Consider the following 15333-nt stretch of genomic DNA (forward strand, 5'->3'; position numbering starts at 1 on the left):
ATTAAAGAAAATATATTTTATGAAACACACAATAGCCCTTATTATTTTCACTCTTTTATTTAGCTGCCAAAATACAGCGCAAGTTAACACCAAACAACAAGCTGTTATAAATGCAGACCCAGTTACTGTACCCATTAAAAACGGAAAAGCAAGAGCTTACTTTGCTAGCGGTTGCTTTTGGTGTGTAGAAGCAGTTTACGAAAGCGTTAAAGGCGTAGACGAGGCTATAAGTGGTTACTCTGGTGGTTTTACTAAAAACCCAGACTATCCTGCTAGTAACACAGGTAAAACAGGCCATGCAGAAGCTGTAGAAATTATTTACAACCCTAATATAATTAGCTTTTCTCAATTAGTAGACGTTTATTTTGGATCGCAAAACCCAACACAAGTTAACGGGCAGGGACCAGATCATGGATCGCAATACCGTTCTATTATATTTTATCAAAATGAAGAACAAAAACAAATTATACTAGAAAAAAAAGCTGCTTTAGCAAAAGCATTAAATGCTAAAATTGCTGCAGAAGTTTATCCTTTTCAAAAATTCTGGAAAGCCGAAGATTACCACCAAAACTACGAACGCTTGCACCCTAACCAAAGCTATATTAAAAATGTATCTGTGCCAAGGTTACGTAAATTTCAAGCAAAATTTCCTGAGCTTTTAAAAAGCGAAAAACATTAAAAAGATTTTTTTATTTATTAAGAAAGCTCGGTCTGGTTTTTAAATCTAACCGAGCTTTCTTATTGGGGTTACCTTTGTTTACAAAAGCGGTATGGAAAACTGTTAAAAACACGAATAATTCTCATATAAAAGTTAAAGACTATATTGGTATTTATAGAGACAATTGGTTTGGCAATGTTGAAGTTTTTATAAACGGAGATAAATTATGGATAAAATCGCATAAATTGCCAAAATTTAACGGTGAAATGTATTTTTATAATTCGAATACATTTGCTATAAAATGGAAATATCAAGACATGAATGCTAATGCTTTTGCTATGTTTTCTTTAGATGAAAAAGGAAAAGCACAGAGCATTAAAATGAAAGGAATATCTCCAAGCATAAACTTTAGCTTTCACTTTCAATATCTAGATTAAAAAAGGATTGATAAAAAATATCGCCTAAGTAAACAAAACAGTTAAACCTTACTCGCTTTTATAGTAAAAATTAAAGGGTATAATTTATCTTTAGTAACATACATACCAGATTCTGTTTTTACTAAATTGGGTAACACGTTATAAGGACTTTCGTTATATTCGTTTAAATACTCTATATGTAAACCAGCCTGCGTTAAAGCATTTATAACTTCGCTTAAACCATGATTCCAACCATACTCTTTACTAATCATTTTAGATTCTTGATTAGCATAAGTGCCTTCGTATTCTTCGTAAATAACCTCGTCTTGCATGTAACCATAAGTCATAACAGGTTTCTTCTCTAAATAATCAAACATCCATACAATAGGATGAAATTCTGCCATGTAAAACGTACCTCCTTTGTTTAGTCGTTCTGCAATCATTTTACCCCAAGGCTTTAAATCAGGCAACCAACCAATAACCCCATAACTGGTAAAAATAATATCAAAAGTGTCTTTTACAAACTCCGAAGTATTCAAAACATTACAACAAACAAACTTCGCATTTAAATTTAATTCCTCATTTAACGCTTTGGCTAGTTTAATACCTTCGTCGCTTAAATCTACACCTGTGCATTTTGCCCCTTTTCTACTCCAACTTAGCGTATCTTGCCCAAAGTGACATTGTAAATGCAATAACGATTTACCTTTTACATTACCTAAAGCTTCTATTTCGTAAGGCATAAGCGAAGATTCGCCCTTTTTAAAAGCTTCTAGGTTATACATCTTGCTTTTTGAGTGAATTTTAACTTTCTCGTTCCAAGTAGCTTTATTGGTGTTAAAATAAATATCATTTTTTTTCATCTATGCATTTTGTTTATAAGCATTGCCTTTAATTAAATCTACACGAATTGTAAACCAAAAGGTAGAACCTATACCTTCTACACTTTCTAAATCTATTTTACCTCCTAACATTTCTATATAGGCCTTGGCAATAGTTAAACCAATACCAAAACCGTGTAATGCTTTATCGTTATGCACATCAACCTGATAAAAAGTATCGAAAATAGTTTTAAAATGCGCTTCGTGTATACCTAAACCGGTATCTTTTACATAAAACGCAATAAAATACTCGTCTATGCGCTCGCAAGAAAGCTCTATAACTCCTTTTTTAGTAAACTTTATAGCATTTTCTAACAAGCTTTTTAAAATAAACTCTATTTTGTCACTATCAGAATTAATGTAAGCATCATGTACAACTAAATCATTATTTAAAGTAAAAGAAAGTCCTTTTTCCTCTGCTTTGGGTTTTAGTGCTTTAAAAACCTTTTCTATATTTTTATTTACATTAAATGTACTAATATTTGTAGTTACTAAACCCGATTCTATTTTCGAAACATCTACAATACCACTAATAATATCTAATAATTGTTTTCCGTTTCCATTAATAACATCTACAAATTCCTGAAATTCTTCATCGTCTGTATTATAAGCTTTTAAAAAATCGGCACACCCTAAAATACCATACATAGGTGTTCTAATCTCATGACTCATATTGGCCAAAAAAGCAGATTTTAATTTATCAGATTTCTCGGCCTTATTTTTAGCTTCTAATACGTTTTTATGTTTTTCTACAAGCTCTAATTGCAACTTGTTTTCTTTTAAAAGTGCATTGTGCAGTTGGTTTATTAAAAATGATACAGAAAAAACGGTTAATACAACAAACAATAAATTATTAACTCCAACTATTAACAGAAGTTGGATGTCATATTGTTCAAAACTGGGGAGGTAAATAATATTAAAATAAAAATTAAACAGAAAAATAGCTTTAAAACCAGCAAATACTAAAACAGCTCTAAGTCCGCCTCTTCTGCCACTGTAAAGCGTAATTAAGGTAATTAGCATAAATAGTAAAATACTACCATTGCCTTTAAAGCCCAGAATTAAGAATAATAAAAAAGATAGTAAAAAAAGATTGGTAGAAAATAATAGTTTTCTAGTTTTAAAACTAATAGTTTTAGAAAACGTAGTAAACAGCAGTACTAATATAGCAACGGTATCTACAACTAGTACAGATAATTCGTTTCTAGAAACCGCGACATATGCACTAGGGAAATAAGATAGCACGCCAAGAACAAAGGTTAATAACAGAATAGATATAAAAAGTTTATCTCTAAAATAAGGTAAACCCTCTTTATTGTCTCGCTCTGAAAAACCACTATACTTTATATACCACTGTATGTAAGACTCCCAGTATTTGTTCAACATAACTTGTAGGTGCTTTTGATAGATTTTTAATAAAGTTAAAAAAAATCTTACAATAACTATTAGTGTTTTTACTAAATATTTAATTAAATTTTATACCATAATTATGCTATTTTTGTTAGAAACAGAAAAACAATAAGCTTTTGTACAATTACAAATTAAGTCTAGAATACGCCCAACAGCAAGACCAAGAAGACCCATTAAATTCTTATAGAAGTCAGTTCCATCTTCCTAAAGACAACTTAGGCAATCCGCTTATTTATATGACGGGAAACTCGTTAGGCTTGCAACCCAAAACAACAAAAACTGCAGTTAATCAAGAATTAGAAGATTGGGCTAACTTAGGTGTAGAAGGCCATTTTGAAGCTAAAAACCCGTGGTTACCATATCATGAGTTTTTAACCGAAAGCATGGCACATGTAGTAGGCGCAAAACCTATTGAAGTTATAGTAATGAATACGCTTACTGCCAACCTTCATTTTATGATGGTTTCGTTTTACCAGCCTACAAAAGAACGTTATAAAATACTTATTGAGAGTGATGCTTTCCCGTCTGACAAATATGCTGTAGAATCGCAATTACGACACCACGGATATGATGATAAAGACGGAGTTGTTTTATGGAAACCAAGACCAGGAGAAGATTTATTGAGGTACGAAGATTTAGAAACTATTCTAGAAGAACAAGGCGACCAGATTGCATTAATAATGATTGGTGGCATTAATTATTATACAGGCCAGTTTTTCGATTTAAAACGCATTACAAATCTAGGACATAAAAGTGGCTGTAAAGTTGGTTTTGACTGTGCCCACGGTGCAGGAAATGTAGCTTTGAATTTACACGATTCTGGCGCCGACTTTGCTGTTTGGTGCACTTACAAGTATTTAAATGCTGGACCAGGAAGTTTAGCGGGCTGTTTTGTACACGAAAGACACGCCAACAACAAAGCCCTAAACCGCTTTACTGGCTGGTGGAGCCATAATAAAAAAACACGTTTTAATATGCGTGGTGAGTTTGACCAACTACCAGGCGCCGAAGGCTGGCAACTTAGCAACCCTCCTATTTTATCTATGGCTGCAATAAAAGCATCGTTAGATATTTTTAGTAAGGTTGGCATAGAAAATTTAGTAAACAAGTCGAAAAAGCTAACAGCTTATTTCGAGTATTTACTAAAGCAGCTTGGAGACGACACTATTAGCATTATTACACCATCGAACCCAGACGAGCGCGGTTGCCAACTATCTATTCAAGTTAAAAACGCAGATAAAGTACTACACGACAAATTAACAAAAACTGGAGTAATTAGCGATTGGCGCGAACCCGATGTTATTCGTTGTGCGCCTGTACCTTTATATAATTCTTTTGAAGATGTGTATAGACTAGTTGAAAAATTAAAAGGTATTTTAAATGAATAGTAAAGAAAACATACTTATTATTGGAGCAGGACTTTGCGGTAGCCTTTTAGCCTTACGTTTGGCACAACGAGGTTACAACGTTTCTGTATACGAAAAACGACCAGATTTACGTAAAATAAACATTAGTGCTGGACGCTCTATAAACCTTGCTTTTTCTGACAGAGGCAATAAAGCCATGAAACTTGTAGGTATTCAAGATAAAGTTAAAGCACTATGCATACCCATGTATGGACGCATGATTCACGATAGAAAAGGGCAAACTTTTCAGTCTAATTACAGTGGGAGAGATCACGAATTTATCAATTCTATTTCTAGAGACGCTTTAAATGCTTTACTTCTTAACGAAGCCGAAGCACATAAAAACGTTACTCTGTATTTTAACAGTAAATGTAAATTGGTAGATTTTGAAAACACTACTGCGCTCTTTATAGATTACAACACAAAAGCAGAATTTAGTAAAACAGCTAACCTTATTATTGCTACAGATGGTGCTGGTTCTGTAATGCGTAAAAGTTACTATTTAGGCAAAAAGTTTTTATTTAGTTTCTCGCAAAATTATTTAACACATGGGTACAAAGAGCTAAGTATTTTACCTGCTCAAAATGGTGACTACAAAACCAACAAAAATGCTCTGCATATATGGCCTCGCGGTAGTTTTATGCTTATTGCTTTACCCAATTTAGATGGTAGCTTTACAGTAACTTTGTTTTTAAGTTATAATCAAGGCGAATATCATTTTAATAATTTAACGACTCCAGAAGCAGTTAGAGTATTCTTTAAAAAAGAATTTCCTGATGCTTTAAAGCTAATGCCCAATCTTGAAGAAGAGTTTTTTAAAAACCCAACATCGCCATTAGGCACTATAAAGTGTTCGCCTTGGCATTATAAAGGCAACACCTTATTAATGGGAGATGCTGCGCATGCTATTGTTCCTTTTTACGGACAAGGCATGAATGCATCGTTTGAAGATGTTGTAGAATTTGATACTATTTTAAATACACACAAAGGCCATTGGCAATCTGTTTTTAAGGCTTACGAAGCAACTCGAAAAAAAGATACCGATGCCATTGCAGATTTAGCTATAGATAATTTTTACGAAATGCGAGATCATGTAGCCAACCCCGTTTTTAAAGAAAAACGTAAATTAGAAATGGCGCTAGAAAAAGCTTTTCCAAACGCATATTCGTCAAAATACTCGCTAGTTACTTTTAACGAAACTATTGGCTATAAAGAAGCGATGATAAAAGGCAGAGCACAAGACAAAGCCATATTAAACCTATTAACCAACAATAAATTAGATTTAGAAGGCGACTTAAAAATAGTATTGCAAAAGGTAAAACAAGAAACAGAAGCCATTTTAAATGAAGATACTGTTGCTGGATTAAATAATTAAAAACATTATGGACTTAAAACTAAATAATAAAAATGCATTGGTATGCGGCAGTTCTCAAGGCATTGGTAAAGCTACAGCTATAGCTCTTGCTGCCGAGGGTGTTAACGTAACCTTAGTAGCTAGAAATAGAGAAAAACTTAAAGCTGTTTTGGCAGAATTACCTGCACACAGAAACCACAGTTATATTGTTGCAGATTTTTCTAACCCGAGAGACTTGCAAGAACAAATTCTTAAATTTATTGAAAAAAATGGTGGTTTTCATATTGTAATAAACAATACTGGCGGACCACGACCTGGAGATATTTTAAGCGCTTCTATTTCTGAATTTGAAAACGGGTTTACCCAACACCTAAAATGTAACCACTTAATTGCTCAAGCCACTGTACCGTTTATGAAAACGGAAGGTTTTGGTCGTATTATTAACATTATTTCTACATCGGTAAAAGAGCCTATTGAAGGTTTAGGTGTAAGCAACACCATAAGAGGTGCGGTTGGTAATTGGAGTAAAACATTATCGTTTGAAGTCGCTCGTTTTGGCATTACTGTTAATAATGTGCTTCCTGGTTTTACAGAAACCGAACGCTTAGCAGACATTATTAAAATTAAAGCTAATATTGAAAATACTACAGAGAAGGACATGACTGCTATTATGAAAAACTATACACCTGCAAAACGTTTTGCAAAGCCCGAAGAGGTTGCTGGTGTTATTACTTTTCTTGCTAGCGAAACTGCGAGTTATATTAACGGAATTAACGTTCCTGTTGATGGTGGAAGAACAAAAAGTTTGTAACTTTATATCAAGATTTTTAATTGCGTGAGGGATTGATGCGGTATCCTTTTTATTTGTAATGTTTGAGCGCAGCGAAATGGTTACAAATAAAAAGATTTAGCGGAAAGCCCGACCCTTGGGGCACGCCCAAAAAAATAAATACATGAGCAAATTAGTATCTCCTTTAAATTTTAAAGCTTGGATAGATGAACACCGACACCTTTTAAAACCTCCGGTAGGTAATAAAGTGGTTTGGAAAAATGGTGATTATATTGTTATGGTTGTTGGCGGACCTAATAGCAGAAAAGATTACCATTACAACGAAACTCCTGAGTTTTTTTACCAAGTTGAAGGCGATATTGTGCTAAAAATAATGGATGGAGATACGCCTGCAGATGTGCATATTAAAGAAGGTGATATTTATTTACTACCTGCTAAAGTTCCTCATTCGCCACAGCGAGCTGCTAATACGGTTGGTTTGGTTATAGAGTATCCTAGATCTAAAAAAATGAGAGATGCTTTGGAGTGGTATTGCGAGAATTGCAATCATTTATTATATAGAAAAAAGTTTAAATTGGATGATATTGAAATTGATATGCCTGCTATTTTTGATAAATTTTATGGTAGCGAAAAAAAGCGCACTTGTAATAAATGCGGTACGGTAATGATGCCTCCAAAAAAGCTTGAAATTGAGTAACATTATTGATTTACCCAACCTACCAATAACATAACAATGGCACAACGGAAGCTTAGAATTAACGGACATTCGCACTTATTGCCTTACCCAGAAGAGATTCCTAGTTTTATGAAAGAAAAGGAGATTTTTTGGGTAGATAACGACCGTAAACACATGCTGCAAAAAGGCTGGAAACGCCCTGTTACAGACTCTAGCTTTTTTCTGAATGAAAAATTAGAATGGATGGAACGTAATAAACTAGACCACGCTGTAGTTTTAAATTTATCGCAGTTGTATGGTAATGGTTTGCGTTTACAAGATATGAAACGCGCACTTAGGTTTCAAAACGATTTTAATGCTAAAATACAGCATGATCACCCGTCTAAATTTACCTGTGGTTTCGTGGTACACCCTGGTTTTATTCATGGTGCTTTGTATGAAATTGAGCGTTGTGTAGAAGAACTAGATATGAAGGTTTTATGTTTACCTACTCATTTTATGGATTCTATTGGGCAATGGCGATCGGTTTTTGATAAAGAAAACGATGCTATTTTTGAATTAGCCAACAAATATAAACTGGCTATAGAAATTCACCCGTATGATGGTGATAAAATGATTAACTTAGAGAATACTTCTTGGCGTTTTCATTTAATTTGGATGTTGGCACAATGTGGAGATGCTTACCACTTTTACACGCTTAATGGTATGCAAGAACGCTATCCTGACATTAGAACTTGCTTTGCGCATGGTGGGCAATTGGCACAGATGAATTTAGGTAGACGTATTCAAGGTTTTGATGGCAGACCCGATTTATTTGAAGGTAAACACCACCCAAGAAAGGCTGTTGGGCATGCTAATATTTATTTTGATACTTTGGTACACGACACAGACTCTTTAAAGTTAATGATTGAAAAACAAGGTAGTAACCAAGTTATTTTAGGATTAGATGATCCCTACCCGTTGGGGGAGATGGAGAGTGATGCACAATCGTCTTACCCTGGAAAATTATTAGATTTAGCTATAGATAGAGACATTATTAACCAAAAACAATACGATGATATTTGGGAAGATAATGTGCTTAGGTGGCTTTTTGGTGATGATATTAGGGCTAAAGAAAAGTTGATTAGTAAAATTTTGAGTTGAGAAAAGTGTTTTTCTCTATACTTCGTAAAAAAGTAATACTTTCGCGTTTTAAATTATATTGAATTTTTGCTATGTATTTTTTACCCGAAAAATTAGACGATTATGTTGTAAATCATTCTGAAAACGAACCCGATTTATTACAACAATTAACACGCGAAACATACCAAAAAATATTACAACCAATTATGCTTAGTGGCCCATACCAAGGGCGTGTGTTAAGCATGATTTCTAAGTTAAAACAACCTAAATCTATTTTAGAATTGGGTACTTTTACTGGATATGCCACTTTGTGCTTAGCAGAAGGTTTGCTAAAAGATGGCGAAATACATACTATTGATATTAATGAGGAGTTGGTAGATTTTCAGCGTAAATATTTTGACAAATCGGGTTACGGACACCAAATACATCAGCATTTAGGTAGCGCTATTGATGTTTTACCAAATTTAAATAAAACCTTCGATTTAGTTTTTATTGATGCTGATAAGCCAAATTATGTAAATTATTTTCATCTAATAATAGATAAATTAAATACTGGTGGCATTATTATATCAGACAATGTATTATGGCATGGTAAAGTGGTTGAAGATTTAGACCCAAAAGACAAATCGACAAAGGCTGTATTAGATTATAACACACTTTTAAAAGAAGATGCTAGAATAGAATCTGTTTTATTGCCTATTAGGGATGGATTAACCATTAGCAGAAAACGCTAAGATATACTACACTTTAAACAGAAAGTCTTTTTACCCCGCTTCTTTGAAATAATGTTCCTTTTTTACTATGCTGAATATTAGATTCTATTAATTGAAAAAACTCATAATTATCAAATGGTTTAGTTATTAGCCCATTAAAACTAATATACTTTTCATTTTCTTTAAAGTCTTCTATATCTGCTGCAGTTAAAGCTAATATAGGGATATTACTATTAAACTCTCGAATTAAATTAGTTGCCTCGATACCTCCCATTACGGGCATATTTATATCCATTAAAATAAGATCGAATGGTTTATTTTTTAAGGTATCTATAGCTTCTACTCCATTTTCTACTATTTCGCAATAGTAGTTTGCTTTTTCTAATAAGTTTTTAGTTACTATTTGATTAATCTTATTGTCTTCTGCTATTAAGATTTTAGAATTATTTAAAGATCTTACTTTTTTCTGAATTATTTTGTTTTTAGCTTTTTCAAAACCTTCGGTATCTATTTCGAAGTTTACATTAAAACTAAACTTAGAGCCAGAACCGTATTCGCTTTCTAATTCTATTTTACTTTCAAAAAGTTCTATTATTTTTTTAGTAATAGTAAGACCTAAACCAGTGCCTTTATAGCTTAAATTACTGTTTTCTAATTGTGAAAAATCATCAAAAATAGATTTAAATTTTTCTTTTGGTATTCCCGTTCCGTTATCTTCTACTTCAAAACGTAAATCGACATTATTGTTGTCGTTATTAATATTTCTTACTATTACGGTTACAAAAATATCTCCGTTACTAGTAAACTTTACACTGTTTCCTATTAAATTAATTAATACTTGAGACAACCTAACATTATCGCACATAATATATTTAGGTAGCCTATTATCCATATTTAAATGAATTTTGTTATTGGTTTCTTTTAATTTATAATCAAAAGAACCAATAATATTTTCTAGCAATGGTTTTAATTCAACAGAGACCTTTTTTAATTCTATTTTATCCGATTCTATTTTTCCAAATTCTAAAACCTCATTAATTAAACGTAAAAGGTAATCGCCAGAATATTTCAACGATTTTAAATACTTGCTGTCTTTATTGCTTAAGTTATTATTTGCTAATAGTAAAGATGTAATACCTACTACACCATATAAAGGCGTTCTTAATTCATGAGTTACATTAGATATAAATTTAGATTTTAATTGACTCGATTTTAAGGCTTCGTCTTTATCTAACTCTAACTGATCGTTTCTTTTTTCTAAAACATTAGCTAATTTTCTTTTAGAGATATAATTAAAATATATAGCTACAAGCGCTACACCTAAAAAAAACAAAGCCATAGCCATTACAAAATTTACATTTTTTGTTTTTTTTGCTATCTGAGATTGGTACAGTTTTTCGCTGTTGGCTATTTGCACTTCATTTTTATAGTCTTCAATAAGAAATTTAGATTTATCTATAACTTCGTGCCTGTCTTTTTTAGTGTTTAAATAAGAATCGTGATAATCGTTATATTTTAATAAGAATAAATAAGCAATACCTTTATCCTCTGTAAAAGCATAAGCCGAAGCCATATGTTTATATATTTTACTAAAAAGTAAATCGCTATCGGTATGTTTACTTAAATCGCTCTTATTTAAATTTAATAAGGCTTCTTCAAACTTTATTATAGCATTACTGTACATCTCCTTTTTTAAAAGGTAGAGCCCCTTTAAATAACTATGATAACCTTTTGCATAATAACTTAAGCGTGGTGAAGCATCTAAAGACGTATTAAAATGTAATAAACTTAGTAGTGCTTTGTCTAAATAATTGTTATTAATATAAAACTCTGATAAAGCTATGCCTATTTGCTGAATTAAATCGTGCTTTTTTTCTAAAGTATAATTATTGTCTGATAAAAATGCTTTTGTAACCGAATATTTTTTTGCTTTTTCTAAGTAGATTAAAGCTTCATTAGGAGATTTTTCTTGATTAGCAAGTTTCCCTAAATTTAGGTAAGACATGCCCAACAAATAATTATCGTTAATGGCAGATGCAGGTTGAAGCATCGTTTTATAACTACGTTTAGCATCAACATACTCGTACATTAAACTATAAATATTACCTAAATACAGATTAGATATAGCCCTACCGTAATTATCTTGAATAGAATCTGATTTTTTCTTGACTTTATTGAATGCAATAAAGGACTCTAATATCTGATTATTAGTGTAATACAAGATAGCAGAATTGTTTAAACTATCTATTTCTTTAATTAAACGACGATCACTTTGACTAATAGCTACATTAGAAAACAGCAGAAAACACGTTATTAAGCAGGTTTTCATAATACTTGTTGTTTGAAGGTACTAATGTAGTACAATTATCGCAATAATTGCATTTTTTATCGTTAAAATGCAGTTCTATGTAAGAAAAACTACATTTTACGTTTAACAGATCCTGTAAATTCTCCTATATCGTCTTTTACACTATCTAATTCTTTTTTTACATCGGAAACGATGCTGGTATCGATACCATTACTTTCGGCACTTTTAGTAATTTCGTGTTTAATATCGTTTGTGGCGTCTTTAAGTGTACGCATACCTTTGCCTAAACCACGAGCTATTTCTGGTAATTTATCGGCACCAAAAACCATTATTACAATAAATAGAATAAAGGCTATTTCTGCTCCGCTAATAAATAAAAATGTTGCATGTTGTATCACATTACAAATATAGTAAGTTGTTTTAATACAATAAAGAAAATGTTTTTGTTTATGATAATTTTAAAATTGTGCCCACTCGCTTAACTCTATTGCATTTAACCAAACGCCTTTAGTACCTTTACCGTTAAAATTAATGTAAACGGGATTGTTTCCATCAGAAATAAATTTAACCTCTCCCATTCCTGGCAAGTCCCATTGCATTTGTTTGCCTTCTGTTACTTTAACATCTACACTTTTTTCGCCTATTAAAGCTTCAGAATTAATAATAATACTTTTCTCGTAAGGTAGTTTATGAATAGTAACCGATTTTAATTTTTCTTTATTAGGATCCATAGAGTCTGAATTGCTACTTGGTGCATGGTGCCATGTTTTTAGTTTATAAGTACCCTTTGGTAAGTTTTCGAATACTAAATTCACTCCTTTATCGTCTATAGCTAAAACGCCATCACCATAAGCAAACCCGTATTTACCAATAACATTCATTTCGCCTAACCATCTATTTACTCCGTCGCTAGATCCTTTTTTAACGCTAACCTTTGCTCCTTTTAAAGCTTTAAAATTATAGACATTATTTCCGTTATCTGATCCATACCAAGGATTCCAATCAAACTGAACTAATTGATCGCTTGCTCCCAAATCTACACGTTCGCTCTTAAAATCGTAAATAACTTGAGCTTCTTTAGCTATAACATTATTACTATTGGCTACCAAAGTAACGACACTACTATCTGACTTTAAACCTTTGCTTTTAGCTGTAACTGTAATTTTACCAACTGTATTACCAGCTTTAATTAAGGCTGGAGCAACACCATACTCTGTAAACATTGGGTTTGCATTAATATTGGCATTATCGCCAATAACAGTTCCATCTCCTTTTACAGTAAACTCTATTAAATGCTTTGTATCATGCACAACAGTTCCGTTTTTATCTACTACAGAGGCATAAGCTACCAAAATATCAGCCCCATCTGCTTTAAAAGTTCTCCCTTTAGTATCTAAATTTAAAGAAATAGCATATGGCTTCCTCGCTGTTTGCTTTACTGCTTCAATAGTTTTTCCATCTTTAAAGTAGCCTTTAGCAACCAATTTACCAGGATGGTATTTTAAATTTTTAAAATGAAACGGAGCGTGGTCTAATCCATCATAAATAGTATCTGCACTTGGTTTTAACTTTTCAATACGTTTACCGTTTAATATTAGCTCGACCTCATCTGCATTACTATTTACTGTAATAGATTGGGTTTCTGCATTCCATTCTTCTTCAATATCAATTACTGGATCTTCTTTTAACTCTGCTTTATACCATTCTAAATTTGGCCTTGGATATCTAAAAATGGTCATCATCCCACTTCTTGTTCTATCTATTTTACTATTAGCTCTGGCATGACTTGGGTGGAATGTATAATAAGCATGTGCTGTCCAAGAGATTAAACCCGTCATTAACGTATCGTTTTTATATGGAGCTACAGCTTTGGCTCCTCTACCACCTTCCATTGCAAAAATAGGTTCAGATCTATCCCATATAAATGGTCCATAAAGCATATTAGCATTAATATCTGTTAATCCCGAAGTTTGCCAACCTGTCCAACGTGCACCTTGCGATGCGGTAAGTCTATTAGGGTCTTCTTGCTTAATAGTATTATGAACACGAGGCACATAACCTCTATGGTTAACACCTGCACCCCACATAATTACCGATGCATGGTTTCTATGATTACGCACCATGGTTCTTGCTGCACTTTCTAAATTATCCCACCAAGCATCCTTATCAGAAATTGAAATCCATGTTGGTGCTTCTTCATAAACCAAAATACCAAGCTCGTCGCAGGCTTCTATTAGTGCGTTATCTTGTGGGTAATGCGCTGTACGCATAATATTAAAACCATAAGCTTTAAACTGCAACATATCTTTATAATGCAATGCATTAGGTAGAGCATCGCCTATGTACGGATATTGTTGATGTCTATTTGCACCTATTAACTCTATGGGCTCGTTATTTAAAAGAAAGCCCCTTACAGGGTCTTGCTCAAATTTTCTTAATCCTATTTTGGTTTCAACAAAATCTATCGTTTTATTATTTACAACCACAACACTATTTACTCGGTATAAATACGGATTATCTATACCCCAAAAATGCACATCATCTTCTAGGCTCCCTATCTGGTTAAATTGGTACTCTTGTCCCTGCTTTATTTTGGTTTCATCTTTTAGTCTTAAAACAACAATACCTTCTTTATTAATTATTCTAGTTACTAATTGACAAGTAACCTCATAATCTGCTTCATTTTTAACTGCTGTTTTAATATCTATAGTTGCATTTTTATTTACAGGATCTATAGTTGGCGTGGTAATATTTACACCAGAATTAAGGGTTTCCCAGTTAAAAGTTACATGTACAGGGTTCGTTTCTACCAAATACACATCTCTATACAAACCACTAAACTTTACATAATCAAAAGGACCAGGGTCTGGAGGTATAACTTCGTTTCTTCTATTATCTACCAAAAGTGTTATTTGGTTGTCTGCGCCTTTGTTTACAAAATTTGTAACATCGAAATGAAAAGGCGTATAACCTCCAACAGCATGTTGGCCTACATGTTTTCCGTTTACCCATAAATCTGTAACTTGATGAGCGCCTTCAAACTCTAAAAACACTTTCTTATCAGATTTATCAACTTTAATGGTTTTACGGTACCAACCTACTTTTCTATGAAAAACCAATTGTGTTTTTTCGTCTTGTAAGCCATCTAATGTTAAAGAAGTTAACTCTAAAGTATGTGGCACGTTAACTGTTTTCCAATTAGAATCGTTTACATTAACATCATAATTTTTTGCTTCAGGATTACCTAAATAAAATTTCCAATTTTGATTTAAACTCATTTTTGTTCTATCTGTATCTGGAAATCCGTAAGGTAAATTTTGAGCTTTAAGATCACTCATTAAAGAGCCAAATAGCATTATAAAAAAGAGTACTAAACGTGCCATAAATTTTAATTTAATTTTACCGTTAAACGTTTATAAAGGTCTCGTTTTATTTCGGTATTTAAGTAAACATATGATTATAAAAATAAAACAAATGGTTAGACTTTATTTTTTAACACAACCAAAAAACTGCTATTACAAGCAAATATTTTAGTTATCTAATTTTTACAAAAAAACATATGTTTTTACAACTTATATGATGATTAAAGGGCTTAGCAA

At 32.5% G+C, this 15333-nt stretch carries 13 protein-coding genes; 8 read left to right on the top strand and 5 right to left on the bottom strand.

Going from position 1 to position 15333, the window contains the following annotated elements; all coding sequences use genetic code 11:
* Positions 1 to 19: 19 nt before the first annotated feature.
* The gene (msrA, locus tag ABD715_RS10765) at positions 20 to 679 is read left to right on the top strand and encodes a peptide-methionine (S)-S-oxide reductase MsrA (protein WP_344788227.1); all 660 of its coding nucleotides are present in this window, start codon (positions 20 to 22) and stop codon (positions 677 to 679) included.
* A gap of 62 nt (positions 680 to 741) precedes the next feature.
* A complete protein-coding gene (locus tag ABD715_RS10770) occupies positions 742 to 1095 on the top strand; it encodes a DUF3471 domain-containing protein (RefSeq protein WP_344788228.1) in 354 nt (117 codons plus the stop codon).
* A 41-nt stretch (positions 1096 to 1136) separates the two neighbouring features.
* Here the strand turns inward: ABD715_RS10770 and ABD715_RS10775 are convergent, their stop codons facing one another.
* Complete coding sequence (locus ABD715_RS10775) at positions 1137 to 1937, bottom strand: class I SAM-dependent methyltransferase (protein ID WP_344788229.1); 801 nt, start codon at positions 1935 to 1937, stop codon at positions 1137 to 1139.
* Positions 1938 to 3341, bottom strand: coding sequence for a sensor histidine kinase (locus ABD715_RS10780; protein ID WP_344788230.1), 1404 nt, complete (start codon positions 3339 to 3341; stop codon positions 1938 to 1940).
* 140 nt (positions 3342 to 3481) lie between these two features.
* Between ABD715_RS10780 and kynU the strand changes: the two genes are divergently transcribed.
* From kynU to ABD715_RS10810, 6 genes are all read left to right on the top strand, one after another.
* Positions 3482 to 4753: a kynureninase gene (kynU, locus tag ABD715_RS10785; RefSeq protein WP_344788231.1), complete on the top strand. Its 1272-nt coding sequence runs from the start codon at positions 3482 to 3484 to the stop codon at positions 4751 to 4753.
* Positions 4746 to 6146, top strand: a complete 1401-nt coding sequence (locus tag ABD715_RS10790) for an FAD-dependent oxidoreductase (RefSeq protein ID WP_344788233.1) — start codon at positions 4746 to 4748, stop codon at positions 6144 to 6146. The genes kynU and ABD715_RS10790 overlap by 8 nt, the downstream gene beginning before the upstream one ends.
* A gap of 7 nt (positions 6147 to 6153) precedes the next feature.
* Positions 6154 to 6936 carry an SDR family oxidoreductase gene (locus ABD715_RS10795; protein ID WP_344788234.1) on the top strand — a complete coding sequence of 261 codons (783 nt, stop codon included), beginning with the start codon at positions 6154 to 6156 and terminating at the stop codon, positions 6934 to 6936.
* Positions 6937 to 7078: 142 nt separating this feature from the next.
* Positions 7079 to 7612: a 3-hydroxyanthranilate 3,4-dioxygenase gene (locus tag ABD715_RS10800; RefSeq protein WP_344788235.1), complete on the top strand. Its 534-nt coding sequence runs from the start codon at positions 7079 to 7081 to the stop codon at positions 7610 to 7612.
* Between the two features lie 36 nt (positions 7613 to 7648).
* Complete coding sequence (locus ABD715_RS10805) at positions 7649 to 8734, top strand: amidohydrolase family protein (RefSeq protein WP_344788236.1); 1086 nt, start codon at positions 7649 to 7651, stop codon at positions 8732 to 8734.
* 71 nt (positions 8735 to 8805) lie between these two features.
* Entirely contained in the window at positions 8806 to 9447 is a 642-nt protein-coding gene (locus ABD715_RS10810; RefSeq protein WP_344788237.1) for an O-methyltransferase, read from the top strand.
* A 13-nt stretch (positions 9448 to 9460) separates the two neighbouring features.
* Here ABD715_RS10810 and ABD715_RS10815 read toward each other — a convergent pair whose 3' ends face one another.
* The 3 genes from ABD715_RS10815 to ABD715_RS10825 all read right to left on the bottom strand — a co-directional run bounded on the left by ABD715_RS10815 (position 9461) and on the right by ABD715_RS10825 (position 15117).
* The gene (locus tag ABD715_RS10815; RefSeq protein ID WP_344788238.1) at positions 9461 to 11755 is read right to left on the bottom strand and encodes a hybrid sensor histidine kinase/response regulator; all 2295 of its coding nucleotides are present in this window, start codon (positions 11753 to 11755) and stop codon (positions 9461 to 9463) included.
* 89 nt (positions 11756 to 11844) lie between these two features.
* A complete protein-coding gene (locus tag ABD715_RS10820) occupies positions 11845 to 12132 on the bottom strand; it encodes a Sec-independent protein translocase subunit TatA/TatB (protein ID WP_344788239.1) in 288 nt (95 codons plus the stop codon).
* Positions 12133 to 12192: 60 nt separating this feature from the next.
* Complete coding sequence (locus tag ABD715_RS10825) at positions 12193 to 15117, bottom strand: glycoside hydrolase family 2 protein (protein ID WP_344788240.1); 2925 nt, start codon at positions 15115 to 15117, stop codon at positions 12193 to 12195.
* Positions 15118 to 15333 lie beyond the last annotated feature (216 nt).

Origin of the sequence: Postechiella marina, assembly GCF_039538365.1 — a bacterium.
GTDB lineage: Bacteria > Bacteroidota > Bacteroidia > Flavobacteriales > Flavobacteriaceae > Postechiella > Postechiella marina.